This window comes from Bradyrhizobium sp. SZCCT0148 (assembly GCF_018129985.1).
Classification (GTDB): Bacteria; Pseudomonadota; Alphaproteobacteria; order Rhizobiales; family Xanthobacteraceae; genus Bradyrhizobium; species Bradyrhizobium japonicum_H.
On record NZ_JAFCKT010000006.1, the window covers coordinates 408,235 to 422,740 of the forward strand.

Here is a 14,506-nt window from a genome sequence, read left to right on the forward strand (position 1 = left end):
GAAACTGCGGCGGCATCTTAGGAAAAAGGACCGATATAAGCTCTACACGGCCCGCAGTGGCTGTCCTGCGCATCCGGCCATTCTTTCGAGCTAATCGATCCGGCTGCTTGGAGTTCCACTGGAACGTGCACGACCAGCAAGCCGGGCAAGCGGGCCGCAAGATCCCTTGGACAATGGCACAGCAGTTTTGGCCCGGGGGCGGCGCGTTCAGGCCGTCCTGTCGACGCTGGACGACGTGTCGGCCGGCGGATATTTCGTCACCGGCACCATGAAGGATTTGGTGCCGACCTGGTAGATGATCTTGCCGTTCTGCCCGTCATCGGTCGCGATCTGCGCCTGCCCGAACATGATGACGTTCTTGTAGACGTAGCCGGTGCCCTGGCGCGTGACGCCGTCGGTGGTGACGCTGACCTGGGCTTCCTTGCCATTGACGGCCAGCACCTTGAAGCTCGCGCTCTTGCCGTTCTCGCTGGAATAGCCGCCCCAGCTTCCCATGAGACGGCTATCGGAGGCCGGCGGGGCCTGCTTCTCGAGGTTCGCGGTCTGCTTGCTGGCGCCGCCCACCGAGAACAGCAGCACCATGTTCTTGCCGTCCTTGGTGCCGACCGTGACGCCGCCGAAGGTGATGAGCGTGCCCTGGACCTCGGCAAAACCGCGATCGGTGCGGCCATTATGGGTGTACTCGACCTGCGCCCGAGCACCGCGGATGTTCACGACCTTGAAGCCGACGGGCTGGTTGCCGTTGCCCACCCAATTGCCCTTCCAGTCGCCGACCAGCGCGCTCTGATGGTACAGGCGCTCGTTGGCGGGCGATATCTGGTTGGTGCTCGACGAGATGACGGCCATGGCATTGCTCGGACGGGCCTGACAACCCGCTTTGCTCGCTTCGGCAATGTCAGAATGCCGACTGGAAACGAACAGAAACCATGAGATTAGGACCCGGCGTCGGTAAACGAATGGTTAAATTCTGTTCCGGCCGGGTGGTCAAAAGGTCTCACCGGGCTTGGGACTAGCGTCCCCAGCGATCCGACCAGATCTTCTCGCCGATCAGGCAGTTGACGCGCGGCTCCTTGTCGGCGACGCGCATCACCGGGCGCTCCGGCGTGCGGCCGGCGACCTCCATCAACAGCTTGGTGCGGATTGCTTCCTTGAACTTGTCGCGGTCCTTGATGGTGATGACAAAGGAGCCGGGACCGCCGATGACGCAATCCTCGTAGTAGAAATCGAGATTGTCGATATCCATGGTCGAATAGGAGGGCTCCTTGACCATGATCGGCAAGCCGTTGATGACGATGCCCTTCTCCAGTGCCGCATCGCGCGCGACCGTGACCGGGCCGCCATTGTTGTTGGGGCCGTCGCCGGAGATGTCGATCACGCGGCGCAGGCCCCGATAGGGATCCTCGTCGAACAGCGGCATCGCGAACGTAATCGCGCCGGAGATCGAGGTGCGCGAGGCGCGCCGGATCGGCGTCTTCATGATTTCGGCGGCGACCGCGTCCGCCGTCTCGGGGCCGTCGACCAGCCGCCAGGGGATGATGATCTTCTGGTCGCTCGAGGCGGCCCACTCGAAATAGGTCACCGCGATCCGGCCGTTCGGGCCGAGCTTCAGCGCTTGAAGGAACTCCTTCGACTGGATCGCCTGCGCGTAGCCTTCGCGCTGGATCGCAAGCTCGTCCATGTCCATGGAGTAAGACACGTCGACAGCGAGAATCAGCTCGACGTCGACCGTTTGCGCGTCCCTGTCGGCCGCAAGCCGCTGCGGCTCGTTCTTTGGCGGTTCGAATCTTGGTCCCGGTGCCGCGATGCCCGCGACATCCCCTCCGGCAAACATGCCGGCCACCAGCACAGCCCCGATCGAGAACAGCAAGCGCATCGCAGTCTCCCGTCGTATGATGCGATGGTGACATGCAATCGCCGAGCCGCAAAGCGCGAAGATCGCTTGCGCTTCACATTCGAGTTAAGGATTTGCGGCTTGGGAGTGCACGCGCCTTGCGCAAAGGGGCCACCATGTTCCGCGCGTCCGTCGGAATGCGCCAAGGTGTTCGCACCATTCGGGCTCACGAGCGCGAAGCCGGGATCGATGAGCCGCGGACAAGGCGTTCCACCTACTTGTCCGGCACGATTTCCATGCTAGGTTGGCCACACAGATGGGGATGGAGTCCCCCGATAACCGTCCACCGGTCGATGGCTGTGATGGGCTGATGACTCCTGCTTGAGGAGGGGCGATGTTTGCCTCTTCCTTTGGCGGGAGCATGGACAAACCCGCCAATGGCGGGTTTTTTGTTGTCTGGTGGCAAGGGCCAGGAGAAGGCCAAACGTGACGACGACGACACCGAAAGCTGCACGTCGCGCGCTGCCCAGGGGGATCTGGGTGCTCGGCTTCGTCTCGATGCTGATGGACATCTCCTCCGAGATGATCCACGCGCTGCTGCCGGTCTATCTCGTCACCGTGCTCGGCGCTTCGACGCTCACCGTCGGCTTCATCGAGGGCATCGCGGAGGCGACGGCCTCGATCACCAAGATCTTTTCCGGGGCATTGTCCGACTGGCTCGGCAAGCGCAAGCTGCTCGCAGCGCTCGGCTATGGGCTAGCGGCCTTCACCAAGCCGCTATTCCCGCTTGCGCCCAGCGTCGGATGGCTGGTGGCGGCGCGCTTCGTCGACCGCGTCGGCAAGGGCATTCGCGGGGCGCCGCGCGATGCGCTGATCGCCGATATCGCGCCTCGCGGCCTGCGCGGGGCCAGCTTCGGCCTGCGGCAGTCGCTCGACACCATCGGCGCCTTCGTCGGACCGCTCGTGGCGATCGGCCTGATGTGGTGGACTGCAGATAACTTTACCGCGGTGTTCTGGGTGGCGGTGCTGCCGGCGTTCCTGTCGTTCGGCTTGATCACGTTCGCGGTGAGCGAGCCGGAGCCGGACCCGAGCCGGGAGCCTATCGGGAACCCGCTCAATCTTGCCGCGATGCGGCAGCTCGGCGCGGTCTATTGGCGCGTCGTGGCCGTCGGAATCGTCTTCACTCTCGCGCGCTTCAGCGAGGCCTTCTTGATCCTGCGCGCACAGAACATCGGGCTCAATGCGATGTGGGTGCCGGCGGTGCTGGTGCTGATGAACGTCGTCTACGCGCTGTCGGCCTACCCGGCCGGCGTGCTCTCGGACCGGATCAACCGGACCGGCCTGCTCGCGCTCGGCCTCGTGTTCCTCGCCGGGGCCGATCTCGCGCTGGCACTGCTGCCGAGCCTCGGCGGCCTCGCACTCGGCGTCGTGCTGTGGGGGCTGCATATGGGGCTGACGCAAGGATTGCTCTCAGCGCTCGTCGCCGACGCCGCGCCGCCCGGCCTGCGTGGCACCGCGTTCGGCTATTTCAACCTGTTCACCGGCCTTGCCTTGCTGGCCGCGAGTGTAATCGCCGGCGCGCTGTGGGACGCCTATGGTCCGGCAGGAACGTTCCTTGCGGGGCTCGGTTTCGCGCTGGTCTCGCTCGTGGGACTCCTGGCCGTCGGCAACGGTCTGGCTGCGGAGGACAAATGATTCAATTCGCATACAGGGGAACGAGACGTTGAACATTCAATACATTCTCGCCGTCGCCGGCGGCGGCGCGCTCGGTGCAGTCGTCCGCTATCTCGTGGCGATCGGTTCGGGCCGGGCGTTCGGCACGGATTTTCCCTGGGGTACCTTGATCATCAACGTGACCGGATCGTTCCTGATCGGCGCGTTCACCGCTCTGTTCGCGACCAGATGGAACCTTCCGCAAGCCGCGCGCATCTTTCTCACCGTTGGAATTTGCGGCGGATACACCACCTTCTCGACCTTCTCGCTGGATGCCTGGTACCTGATCGAGCGCGGGCAGACATGGGCGTCAGCCGCCTATATGATCGCTTCCGTCGCATTGTCTGTGGCAGCTTTGATCGCAGCGCTCCATCTCGTCCGCGCGCTTCCATAAGCGAAGCAGGCGTGCGATGCATTCCTGCCCGGCCGCGGCTGCATGATGAGGCCGGGCGCTTATCTTGGAGAGCCTCCCCCTCCTGCGGTATGGTACGCTTGCTCATCAGAGTGTTTCGGACGCGATGAACGACTCCACCACCAAGCCCAAAACCAGGACGAGGACCAGGACCAAGACCAAGGTCGAGCGGCCGAAGCTGCACAAGGTCATCCTGATCAACGACGACTACACGCCGCGCGAGTTCGTCACCATGATCCTCAAGGCCGAATTCCGCATGACCGAGGATCAGGCCTACAAGGTGATGATCACGGCACACAAACTCGGCTCCTGCGTCGTCGCCGTGTTCACCAAGGACGTCGCCGAGACCAAGGCCACCCGCGCAACCGATGCCGGCCGCGCCAAGGGCTATCCGCTGCTGTTCACGACCGAACCGGAGGAATAAGAGGCAAGGTCTGTCCCCCTCGGATCAATTTTAGCGATCCGCGCTACCGCAGGTTTAATCTCCTGTGTCACCACAACGCGATGACAGTCGCACTGCGCAAACAGCTCGCACTCGAGCCAGCCCGCCCCGAAACCTCGTTCGGTCCGTTCAAGCTGCTGCACGCCCTGCCCTGGCTGATCCTGGCGGCTGCCATGCGCGTGATCGCGTTCGGCGGAGGCGCCGTGGTGCTGCCGGCCATCATCGTTGCCGACATTTCGGTGCTGCTGGCCTTCTTTGCGACGGCACGACAATCGATCGAGGCAGCCGGCGGCCAATCCTCGCTCGGCACGCTGACGTTGGGTGAGCAGTTCAAGCTGTCGTTCTCGATCCTGTGGCGAATCATGCTCGTGATGATCACAGCGGCGCTCAGCGCCGCAGCGATCGGCTACGAGGCTTCGTATCATCTGATGGCGGGCCTCGACGGCATGGCATTTGACCAGTTCACCCATCCCGGTCGGTTCTGGAGTGCTTTGATCGCCGCAATCGTGCTGCTCATGATCGTCCGCGCCGAGCGCGACGACAACAAGGTCGCCCTGTTCGCCGCGATCGGCGAATTCGCGCGGCGCGGGCTGTGGCTCGGCGCTGCCGTCGTCGTGCTCGGCGCCGTCAACGTCGCTCTCGCCTATGGACAGGAGGCCGTGCGGATCGCGATCTGGAATTTCTGGCAGACCTCGTCGGCAACGCAGTTCACCAAGAACCTGATCTATTTCTGCTTCATCTTCAGTTTTGCGATGCTGCGGCTGTGGATCACTCTGACGATCCTGACTCTCGGGCTGAGACAGTCGTATGCCTGCACCGACTAGTTCCGCCGAAGACGCCGTCCGCTAGGCCATCACCACCGGCGTCTCCTCCAGGAGTCCATACACACGCTGCGCCTTGGAAAATCCCGCGATCGGAAATTCGCCGAGCTCGTGCCAGTCGTTGCGGCAGACATTGGCGAAACCTTCCGAGGCGACGACGGTCCGCCCCAGTCGGCCCGTGATCTTCTCGAGCCTCGCGGCAAGGTTCACGGCGGGGCCGATGCAGGTGAAGTCGAGACGGTTGCCGCCGCCGATGTTGCCGTAGAGGATGTTGCCGACGTGCAGCGCAACTCCGAACCGGAAGCGCTCGACGACGTCGCCGACCGGAAAGGCGAGCGCCTCGACGCTGGCGCGGGATTCGCGCGCCGCCTCCAGCACGCGCGAGCAGACATGGGCGGCGTCGCCGACATATTCGTCAATCGGAAACACCGCGAGCAGGCCGTCGCCCATGAATTTCAGCACCTCGCCGCCATGGCCGCGGATCGCGGTCACCTGGCAGTCGAAATACTGGTTGAGGATCTCGACCACCGTCTCGGCCGGCAGCCGGTCCGACAACGCGGTGAAGCCGCGCAGATCCGACAGCCAGATCGCGGCCTGCATGGTGTCGTTGTGGCCGCGGCGAATCTGGCCGCCGAGGATGCGCGCGCCGGCGCGGTTGCCGACATAGGTGTCGAGCAGCATCTCGGCGGTGCGGCGCAGGCTGATGATCTCGGCAACGCGCGCCAACGGCGTCACGATCGCGCGGATCGCCGCGATGTCGTCGTCGCTGAAGCCGCCGGGATGTCGTGTCACCCAGCTCGTCGCATGGACCGAGCCGTCTAGAAACGGCATCGGCACGGCGATGTAGTCCGTCACCCCCTCTGCACGCATGTCGTCGAGAAACGGAAAGCGCTTGCTGTCGGGGTCGTCCATGCGGCCTCTGACTTCGATCCCCTGCTCGAACACGATCCGGAGCGGAGATTTGGCGAATTCGGGCGTGTCGAGGATGTCGAAATCGACGGTGCCGATTTCGACAGCCTGGCCCTGTCGCCAAATGAAGTTGCGCCCGAAGATCTCCGGATGCAGCGTGCGAATGAAGATGCCGAAACGGGACAGCGGCAGGCCGGCTGCGACCAGGTGCTCGCAGACGTCCGCGATCATCTCGGCCGGGGTGCCTGACGACCGCGCACCGTCAATCAGCCAGTTGGTGATGCGCTGGAGTTCGGAGCTTTGCATGCCCGCATTTGCGGAGGAAGTTGGAACGCCGTCAAGCTGCGCGGTGGACTAGTACCGCGACATCAACGCCCCACTTGCCCGCGATCGCGCAGGAAGTGATCGGCCAGCACACAGGCCATCATGGCTTCGCCGACGGGGACGGCGCGGATGCCGACGCAGGGGTCATGGCGGCCCTTGGTGAAGATCTCGGTGTCCGCACCTTTGCGATCGACGGTGAGACGCGGCTGCAGGATCGAGGAGGTCGGCTTCACTGCGAAACGCACCACGATCGGCTGCCCCGTGGAGATGCCGCCCAGCACGCCGCCGGCATGGTTGGACAAAAAGCGCGTGCCGTCATTGCCGGTGCGCATCTCGTCGGCATTCTCTTCGCCGGTCAGCTCGGCGGCTCCGAAACCGGCGCCGATCTCGACGCCCTTCACCGCGTTGATGGTCATCATCGCGCCCGCCAGATCGGAATCGAGCTTGGCGTAGATCGGCGCACCAAGGCCGGCCGGCACGCCTTCGGCGACCACCTCGATCACCGCACCGATCGAGGAGCCGCTCTTCCGGATGCCATCGAGATAGGTCTCGAAAAACGCGGCCTTGTCCTTGTCCGGGCAGAAGAACGGATTCCTGGCGATCTCGTCCCAGTCCCACTTCGCTCGGTCGATCTTGTGCGGGCCAATCTGCACCAGCGCGCCGCGCACCCTGACGTCGGGCAGCACTTTGCGCGCGATGGCCCCGGCGGCAACGCGCGTCGCGGTCTCGCGCGCCGAGGAGCGGCCGCCGCCGCGATAATCGCGCAGGCCGTATTTGGCTTCATAGGTGAAGTCGGCATGACCGGGCCGAAACTTGTCCTTGATCTCGGAATAGTCCTTCGAGCGCTGGTCGGTGTTTTCGATCAGGAGCCCGATCGGGGTGCCCGTCGTCACCTGCACGCCGGTTTCCGGATGCGCCATCACACCGGAGAGAATCTTGACCTGGTCCGGCTCCTGGCGCTGAGTGGTGAAGCGCGACTGGCCCGGCCGGCGGCGATCGAGATCGCCCTGGATGTCGGTCTCGGTGAGCGGGATCATGGGCGGACAGCCATCGACCACGCAGCCGATCGCCACCCCATGGCTCTCGCCGAAGGTGGTGACACGAAACATATGGCCGAAGGTGTTGAAGGACATGCCGGACCGTCGCCTCGCGTTGAATGGCAACGCCTGTGTTGGATTGCAACGTGACGTAACGCGATCTGGATGAAGGGTCAAATATCCCACCCCTGTTCATGGCCGGGCTTGTCCCGGCCATCCACGCTCTTAGGCGTCGCTGCCAAGACAGTCCGTGGATGCCCGGGACAAGCCCGGGCATGACGGTGGTCAAAGAGAGCGCCTAATTGAACTTCTCCAGCCGTCCCTCGCGGAACACGTAGACGGCACCCTGCTCGATATAGAGTTCGGCAGCGCTGGCCGGCGTCTCCAGGCCGAGCGACACCATGAGGGCCCGGCAGGTGCCGCCATGGGCGACCGCGACGATGTCGGTCCGCAGTTGCTCGTACCAGGCGCGTACGCGAACCTGGACATCGGCATAGGTCTCCCCGCCGGCGGGGCCCACCATCCATTTGTCCGCGAGCCGCCGGGCATAGATTTCGGGATCAGCGGCCTCACTCTCGGCCAGCGTCAGCCCTTCCCAGCTGCCGTAGCCGATCTCGCGCAGGCGATCGTCCAGCGCATAGTCGGCCACCGGCAGATCGAGCCTGCCGCGGACGAGCTCCATGGTCTGCCGCGCGCGGCCGAGCGGACTCGACACATAGGGCAATGCCGCCTTGTCGCGGCCCTCGCGCTTGAACAGATCGCCCAATATGCCGCCGGCCTGCACGGCTTGGTCACGGCCGCGCGCATTCAGCGGAATGTCCTTGGTGCCCTGAAGCCTGCCGAGCGCATTCCACTCGGTCTCGCCGTGGCGAAGATAGTAGATCGTAGGCACGGCCATTCCGGATAAGGGCTAATCCTTGCCACCGAAAGCGATGTCCGGCGCGTCAGGCCGCTTCATGCCGAGCACGTGATAGCCGGAATCGACATGATGCACCTCGCCGGTGACGCCGCGCGAGAGGTCGGAGAGGAGATACAGCGCGCTGCCGCCGACGTCCTCGGTCGACACGTTGCGTCGGAGCGGCGCGTTGGCCTCGTTCCACTTCAGGATATAGCGGAAGTCGCCGATGCCGGACGCCGCGAGCGTCTTGATCGGACCTGCCGAGATCGCATTGACGCGGATGTTCTTCTCGCCGAGGTCGGCGGCGAGATAGCGCACGCTGGCCTCGAGTGCCGCCTTGGCAACGCCCATCACGTTGTAATGCGGCATCCACTTCTCGGCGCCGTAATAGCTGAGCGTGATCAGCGAGCCGCCCTCGGTCATCAGCTTCTCGGCGCGCTGCGCCACTGCCGTGAACGAATAGCAGGAGATCAACATCGACTTGGAGAAATTCTCCTGGGTGGTGTCGACGTAGCGGCCGTCGAGCTGCTCGCCATAGGCGATCGCGTGCACGAGGAAGTCGATCTTGCCCCATTTCTCCTTCAGCACCGCGAACGCCGCATCAATGGTGGCGGCATCCGTGACGTCGCAATGGCCGAGCACCAGACCACCGATCTCGGCTGCGAGCGGCTCGACGCGCTTTTTCAGCGCATCGCCCTGATAGGTGAAGGCGAGCTCGGCGCCGGCGGCGTGGCATGCCTTGGCGATGCCCCAGGCGATCGAGCGGTTGTTGGCAACGCCGAGGACCACTCCGCGCTTGCCCTGCATCAGACCCGAATTCTGCGCCATTTTGATCGTCCCGTCGAACTCTTGGTGAATTCTGGAGGTACACCAGCCCTCCCCCGCGGTACAGCCCTAATACGCCGCGTTAACGCTGTTTCGAGCGCTGGAATAGCCGTTCCGTTCGGGTGTTATGATTGCTATTGGCGCTCGCGCCTGATGCCAGGACGTCAAGACCGCAATGAATGCGTTTCGCCAGAGTGTGGAAGCCATGATCCCGGCGTTGCGCCGCTACGCCCGCGCGCTCACGCGCGACGCGGACGCGGCCGACGATCTGGTGCAGGACACGCTGGTGCGGGCACTGCGTTCGGAGCGATTGTTTCTCGGAGGCGACGTCAGGAGCTGGCTCTACACGATCCTGACCAACCTCAACAAGAATCGGCGGCGCTCGCTGGCGAGGCGGCCGCAGTTCATGCAGCTGACGGAAAACAATCCGGATGCCAGCGGCACCGAAGCCGAAGGACGGGACATCGAGCGGGCGCTGGCAACGCTTGTCGAGGAGCAACGCTCGGTGTTGCTCCTCGTCATGCTGGAGGGCATGAGCTACCGCGAGGTCGCCGACATCCAGGGCGTGCCGATCGGCACCGTGATGTCGCGCCTCGCCCGCGCCCGCGCCCACGTCAAGGCCTCGCTGGAGGGAGAGCGTCCGACGCTCAGGCGGGTGAAATGATGGCAGGGTTGATGCATCGCGTGTCGTCTGCCCCGAGCAGGCTGTCGAGCGACGCGAAGTTGAGCTTTGAACGACATTTAGGGCCACAGAGCCAGAGACGATCGACATGAACGACCGCAAGATCCCAGTGACCGAGGACGAACTGCACGCCTATGTCGACGGCGAGCTGCCGGCCGAGCGCCGCGCCGACGTCGAGGCCTGGCTGGGCGCCCATCCCGATGAGGCCGAGCGCGTGCAGTCTTGGCGCGCCATGGCTGAGATGCTGCACGCCCGCTATGACGCCATCGCCCATGAGCCGGTGCCGGCACGGCTCGAGCTCGACCGGCTGGAACGCCGCCCGCGGCAGTGGCTCTATGGCGCCGCCGCGGCGGTGCTGGTTGCGTTCGTCGCCGGCGGCTCGGCCGGCTGGGTCGCGCACGGCGCCGCCAATGCCCCCTCGACCTTCCAGAGCTTTACGGCGGATGCGCTCGATGCCCACCGCCTCTATGTCGTCGAGGTCCGCCACCCCGTCGAGGTCGGCGGCAACGAGCGCGACCACCTCCAAGCCTGGCTGACCCGGCGCTGCGGCTGGACCGTATTCGCGCCGAACCTGGAGGCGAGCGGGCTGAAGCTCGTCGGCGGCCGGCTCTTGCCGGGTCCGAACGGGCCGGCCTCGTTCCTGATGTACGAGGGCGCCTCAGGCGAACGCTACACGATCTACACCGCCAAGACCGAGAATGGTGCGACGCAAATGCGTTACGCCAAAACGGACAAGGACGGCGCACTGTTCTGGGCTGAGCGAGGAGTCGGCTACGTCGTCAGCGGCGGCGGCGATCGGGACCGGCTGACCAAGGTGGCGCAGGCGGTGTACGATCAGGCCGAGAAAAACGGCACTTAGACAACCGCGCGAGCGCGGTGCCTAGATTCCGACATTGAAAATTTGGAATGAAGACATCGGCGCGTCTCATTATCGCACCGGATGATCACGCGAAAATGAGCAGCGTTCGATCCGCCGATCGACGCGGGCGGCCTCGATTGGGGTTTTTGGTACCGCGCTGGTCCCCCTCTCGAGGCCGCACCTTTTTATCGGCTGCCCCGCCGGGCAACCGACACGTCGAGCATTGAAGCGCTACCACGCTCCAGGCATATGATGAGCATCATCCCCTCGACGATGCCCTAGGCCTTCTGGAAAAACCCCTTCAGCTGGATTCTGCCCTAACCAAGCCCGCTACGTGGATTGTAGGGATGCTGGTCCCGCCATTTTTCCATCAATGCTTCAAGCTCTGCGTCGTTCCCGTCCGGTAGCATAATCCTGATGGTGACGAAGAGATCCCCGGTTCCGCCCGTCCTCGGCAAGCCCTTGCCCTTGAGACGGAAGGTCCGGCCGCTGGAGGTGTTCTTCGGAACCGAGAGCTCGACGGCATTGCCGAGGGTTGGCACCCGGACCTTCGCCCCGAGCACCGCCTCATAGAGCGTGACCGGCAGGTCGATCCGCAAATCGGCACCGTCGATCTTGAAGTAGGCGTGGGGCGCGATGCTGATGGTGATCAGGAGATCGCCGGGTGGATGGCCCTGCGCGGACTCGCCCTGCCCCCGAAGCCGGATCTGCTGACCCTCGGTGACGCCGGCCGGAATCTTGACGTTGAGCTCCTTGCCCGTTGGCAGCCGAACGCGCTTCTCGCCGCCCTTGACCGCCTCTTCCAGCGAGACGGACATGGCAACGTTCACGTCGAGATCGAGCCCGACGCCGCCGGTGTCGAATTCAAAATGACCGGCGCCGCCGGCCCCGGGCCGGGCGCCGCGCATCCCGCCGCCGAACATGCTGTTGAGGATATCCTCAAACCCGCCGCCGCCCTGACCGGGACCGCCGCCGGAGCGGAACGTATAGCTTTCGAACCCGCCCGGACCGGCGCGTCCGCGCGGCCCGCCGCCGCCGCCCGGAAAACCCTGGAAGCGCGGCTTGCCGTCGGCGTCGATCTCGCCGCGGTCGAATTGCTTGCGCTTATCCTCGTCGCCGAGGATTTCGTTCGCCGAGTTGATCTCGGAGAAGCGCTCGGCGGCCTTCGGGTCGCCCTTGTTGCTGTCGGGATGGTGCTTCTTGGCAAGCTTGCGATAGGCGCTCTTGATCGCGGCAGCGCTTGCGCTCCGCGGCACCCCCAAGACCTCATAGGGGTCGCGCATCCGTCACGTCTCCTTCAGGACATCGAATTGTTCAAAGGGCTCCCCGCCCCACCTGCGAACCATGTGGGGGTGGAGTGGCATTTTTGCAACTAGGCCCGAAGACCGAATCCTAGCTCCGCCACGGCTTTAGCGTATGAATCTCCCAACGGCCACGGGTGCTTTGGCAGCCGGCGCCCTGGAGCCAGCTTTCGGTCGCCCCGTTGACGTAGCTCGCCAGGAAATCGCGGCATCTGCGGCCGTCCTCGGCGGCATAGGACTGCGCGATCGGCGTCACCGAACCGCGCGCGCCGGTCTCCGGATTCTCCCAATGCTGGCTGGAATCCCTGTCGCCCTTGCTGAGGACGTCGGAGGCGGCGTTGCGGGCGAAGGCGAGATCGGTCTCGGTTGGCGGGGCGTCCTTCGCCGGCCGCGCGATCGAACCGGTGAGGTCGCTGTCGTCGGCCTTGGCATACGCGCTGGCGTCATTGCGGGAAAAGCTGCAGCCGCCGGTGCCGAGCCCGATCAAAATCATCGTCATCACGAAGCATGTTGGCCGGATCGCCGATAGGCCAACGCATCCCCATGCCCTATATAGGGCGGCAGCGGACAACAACGCGTTTTGGGCCGCGGGACGCAACTCGGACTCCGGAACATGACCGACACGACCTCGATGAAACACCAGACACCCTTAACATCCGGTGATTTTACCGCCGCCGATGAACCATTTGCTCTGTTCGATGCCTGGTTGAACGAGGCGATCAAGAGCGAGCCGAACGATCCGAACGCCATGGCGCTCGCGACCGTCGATCCCGACGGGCTGCCGGATGTGCGCATGGTGCTGATGAAGGGCTTCGATACCGAGGGTTTTGTCTTCTACAGCCACATCGCCAGCCAAAAGGGCCGCGAACTCGCCGCAAATCCTAAGGCAGCGTTACTTTTTCACTGGAAGTCGCTGCGCCGTCAGGTCCGCATCCGCGGCAACGTGACGCCGGTGACCGATGCCGAAGCCGACGCCTATTTCGCGACGCGACCGAAACAGGCGCAGATCGGTGCCTGGGCGAGCAAGCAGTCGCAAGAGCTCGAAAGCCGGTTCGCCTTCGAACAGGCGATCGCCAAGGTCGCGGCGAAGCACGTCATCGGCGAGGTGCCGCGGCCGCCGGGCTGGAGCGGCTGGCGCATCACGCCCTCGCGGATCGAGTTCTGGCATGACCGCCCGTTCCGCTTGCACGACCGCATCGAATTTCGCCGTGACGCGGCCGGCCAACCGTGGTCCAAGACGCGGATGTATCCGTGAGTTTTAGGGCGACCTGAAAGATGTCCATGCCGCATTCGTCCAATGCGCCGCGCCGCACGCTGCTCCTGACCGGAGCAAGCCGCGGCATCGGCCACGCCACCGTGATCCGCTTTTCCTCGGCGGGATGGCGTGTCATCACCTGCTCGCGGCATCCGTTCCCGGAGGATTGTCCGTGGGATGCCGGCCCTGAGGATCACATCCAGGTCGATCTCAGCAAGCCCGCGGACACGACGCGCGCGATCTCCGATATCCGCGACCGCCTCGAAGGCGGCATGCTTCACGCGCTGGTCAACAACGCCGCAATCTCGCCGAAGGGCCCGGGCGGCTCCCGGCTCGGCTCGATCGACACCGACCTCGACACCTGGACGCACGTGTTTCACGTCAACTTCTTCGCGCCGATCATGATCGCGCGCGGGCTGATCGAAGAGTTGAAGGCTGCCAAGGGCTCCGTGGTGAACGTCACCTCGATCGCGGGCTCGCGCGTACATCCCTTCGCGGGCGCCGCCTACGCCACGTCAAAGGCTGCGCTCGCATCGCTGACGCGCGAGATGGCGTCCGATTTCGGACGCGTTGGCGTCCGTGTCAACGCGATCGCGCCGGGGGAGATCGACACCTCGATCCTGTCGCCCGGCACCGAAAAGATCGTCGATCAGCAGATCCCGCTGCACCGCCTCGGCACGCCCGACGAAGTCGCCAAGATAATCTACGTGCTGTGCACGGACACCAGTTCTTACGTCAACGGCGCCGAGATCCACATCAACGGCGGCCAGCACGTCTGATCGGTTCGTTGTTGCGCGGCCGGGATTGAGCAAGGGCGACAACGCCTCTCTCGTGTCCCGGACGCGCTCCGGCACGCAGTGACGCTGCGCAGAGCCGGACCCAGCGGCGGCGGGGCACGAGGGCGGAGCGTCGCGCATGCACTCTCAACGTCATTGCGGGAGCCTTCGCGACGAAGCAATCCAAAATCCTTTCGCGGAGGGCTTCTGGTTGCTTCGCTGCGCCCGCAATGCCGGGCCGAGTTTCGGCTGCGCACTCTCCAACTCGCATTTCGTTTGCAGACGCGCCTTCTCGTTCCCGCGGCGCGTTTCGCCCGAGCTTTGCCTGGTCTCGCTACCCTCTGATCCAAGAGGGCGCAGGGAAGGCCGGGTGCCGGCTGGCACCCGCGGTCCGCTGCGCGAAAATGCACACGCAGGAAGA

The 14,506-nt window shown here is 64.6% G+C and carries 16 protein-coding genes and 1 riboswitch; of the genes, 8 read left to right on the top strand and 8 right to left on the bottom strand.

Going from position 1 to position 14,506, the window contains the following annotated elements; genetic code table 11:
• Window positions 1-207: 207 nt before the first annotated feature.
• On the bottom strand, window positions 208-846 hold the full coding sequence (locus JQ580_RS20895; protein ID WP_212282092.1) for a hypothetical protein: 639 nt from the start codon (window positions 844-846) through the stop codon (window positions 208-210).
• Window positions 847-1,009: 163 nt separating this feature from the next.
• Window positions 1,010-1,873, bottom strand: coding sequence for a DUF1194 domain-containing protein (locus tag JQ580_RS20900; protein WP_212282093.1), 864 nt, complete (start codon window positions 1,871-1,873; stop codon window positions 1,010-1,012).
• Window positions 1,874-2,140: 267 nt separating this feature from the next.
• A riboswitch (Fluoride riboswitch) is annotated at window positions 2,141-2,218 on the top strand.
• A gap of 99 nt (window positions 2,219-2,317) precedes the next feature.
• On the opposite strand from JQ580_RS20900, the gene JQ580_RS20905 reads away from it, so the two are divergent.
• The 4 genes from JQ580_RS20905 (at window position 2,318) to JQ580_RS20920 (ending at window position 5,222) form a co-directional block, all read left to right on the top strand.
• Window positions 2,318-3,526 carry an MFS transporter gene (locus JQ580_RS20905; RefSeq protein WP_212282094.1) on the top strand — a complete coding sequence of 403 codons (1,209 nt, stop codon included), beginning with the start codon at window positions 2,318-2,320 and terminating at the stop codon, window positions 3,524-3,526.
• Window positions 3,527-3,554: 28 nt separating this feature from the next.
• Window positions 3,555-3,938: a fluoride efflux transporter CrcB gene (crcB, locus tag JQ580_RS20910; RefSeq protein ID WP_212282095.1), complete on the top strand. Its 384-nt coding sequence runs from the start codon at window positions 3,555-3,557 to the stop codon at window positions 3,936-3,938.
• Window positions 3,939-4,062: 124 nt separating this feature from the next.
• Window positions 4,063-4,380, top strand: coding sequence for an ATP-dependent Clp protease adapter ClpS (gene clpS, locus JQ580_RS20915; protein WP_212282096.1), 318 nt, complete (start codon window positions 4,063-4,065; stop codon window positions 4,378-4,380).
• Between the two features lie 80 nt (window positions 4,381-4,460).
• Entirely contained in the window at window positions 4,461-5,222 is a 762-nt protein-coding gene (locus tag JQ580_RS20920; RefSeq protein WP_212282097.1) for a hypothetical protein, read from the top strand.
• 21 nt (window positions 5,223-5,243) lie between these two features.
• Here the strand turns inward: JQ580_RS20920 and JQ580_RS20925 are convergent, their stop codons facing one another.
• The 4 genes from JQ580_RS20925 to fabI all read right to left on the bottom strand — a co-directional run bounded on the left by JQ580_RS20925 (window position 5,244) and on the right by fabI (window position 9,215).
• Complete coding sequence (locus JQ580_RS20925) at window positions 5,244-6,434, bottom strand: adenylate/guanylate cyclase domain-containing protein (protein WP_212282098.1); 1,191 nt, start codon at window positions 6,432-6,434, stop codon at window positions 5,244-5,246.
• A gap of 62 nt (window positions 6,435-6,496) precedes the next feature.
• Window positions 6,497-7,585 (bottom strand): chorismate synthase, encoded by a 1,089-nt coding sequence (gene aroC / locus JQ580_RS20930; protein WP_212282099.1) that lies wholly within the window; start codon window positions 7,583-7,585, stop codon window positions 6,497-6,499.
• A 202-nt stretch (window positions 7,586-7,787) separates the two neighbouring features.
• Window positions 7,788-8,387 (bottom strand): histidine phosphatase family protein, encoded by a 600-nt coding sequence (locus JQ580_RS20935; RefSeq protein WP_212282100.1) that lies wholly within the window; start codon window positions 8,385-8,387, stop codon window positions 7,788-7,790.
• A 12-nt stretch (window positions 8,388-8,399) separates the two neighbouring features.
• Window positions 8,400-9,215, bottom strand: coding sequence for an enoyl-ACP reductase FabI (gene fabI / locus JQ580_RS20940; protein ID WP_212282101.1), 816 nt, complete (start codon window positions 9,213-9,215; stop codon window positions 8,400-8,402).
• A gap of 172 nt (window positions 9,216-9,387) precedes the next feature.
• Here fabI and JQ580_RS20945 point away from each other — a divergent pair, with 172 nt between their 5' ends.
• Window positions 9,388-9,876: an RNA polymerase sigma factor gene (locus JQ580_RS20945; protein ID WP_212282102.1), complete on the top strand. Its 489-nt coding sequence runs from the start codon at window positions 9,388-9,390 to the stop codon at window positions 9,874-9,876.
• Window positions 9,877-9,982: 106 nt separating this feature from the next.
• On the top strand, window positions 9,983-10,753 hold the full coding sequence (locus JQ580_RS20950; RefSeq protein WP_212282103.1) for an anti-sigma factor family protein: 771 nt from the start codon (window positions 9,983-9,985) through the stop codon (window positions 10,751-10,753).
• A 317-nt stretch (window positions 10,754-11,070) separates the two neighbouring features.
• On the opposite strand, the gene JQ580_RS20955 is transcribed toward JQ580_RS20950, so the two are convergent.
• Window positions 11,071-12,036, bottom strand: coding sequence for a DnaJ C-terminal domain-containing protein (locus JQ580_RS20955; protein WP_212282104.1), 966 nt, complete (start codon window positions 12,034-12,036; stop codon window positions 11,071-11,073).
• 109 nt (window positions 12,037-12,145) lie between these two features.
• A complete protein-coding gene (locus JQ580_RS20960; RefSeq protein ID WP_212282105.1) occupies window positions 12,146-12,553 on the bottom strand; it encodes an RT0821/Lpp0805 family surface protein in 408 nt (135 codons plus the stop codon).
• A 114-nt stretch (window positions 12,554-12,667) separates the two neighbouring features.
• On the opposite strand from JQ580_RS20960, the gene pdxH reads away from it, so the two are divergent.
• Window positions 12,668-13,309 (top strand): pyridoxamine 5'-phosphate oxidase, encoded by a 642-nt coding sequence (gene pdxH, locus JQ580_RS20965; RefSeq protein WP_212282106.1) that lies wholly within the window; start codon window positions 12,668-12,670, stop codon window positions 13,307-13,309.
• Window positions 13,310-13,335: 26 nt separating this feature from the next.
• Window positions 13,336-14,088 carry an SDR family NAD(P)-dependent oxidoreductase gene (locus tag JQ580_RS20970; RefSeq protein WP_212282132.1) on the top strand — a complete coding sequence of 251 codons (753 nt, stop codon included), beginning with the start codon at window positions 13,336-13,338 and terminating at the stop codon, window positions 14,086-14,088.
• The last annotated feature ends 418 nt before the right edge of the window (window positions 14,089-14,506 follow it).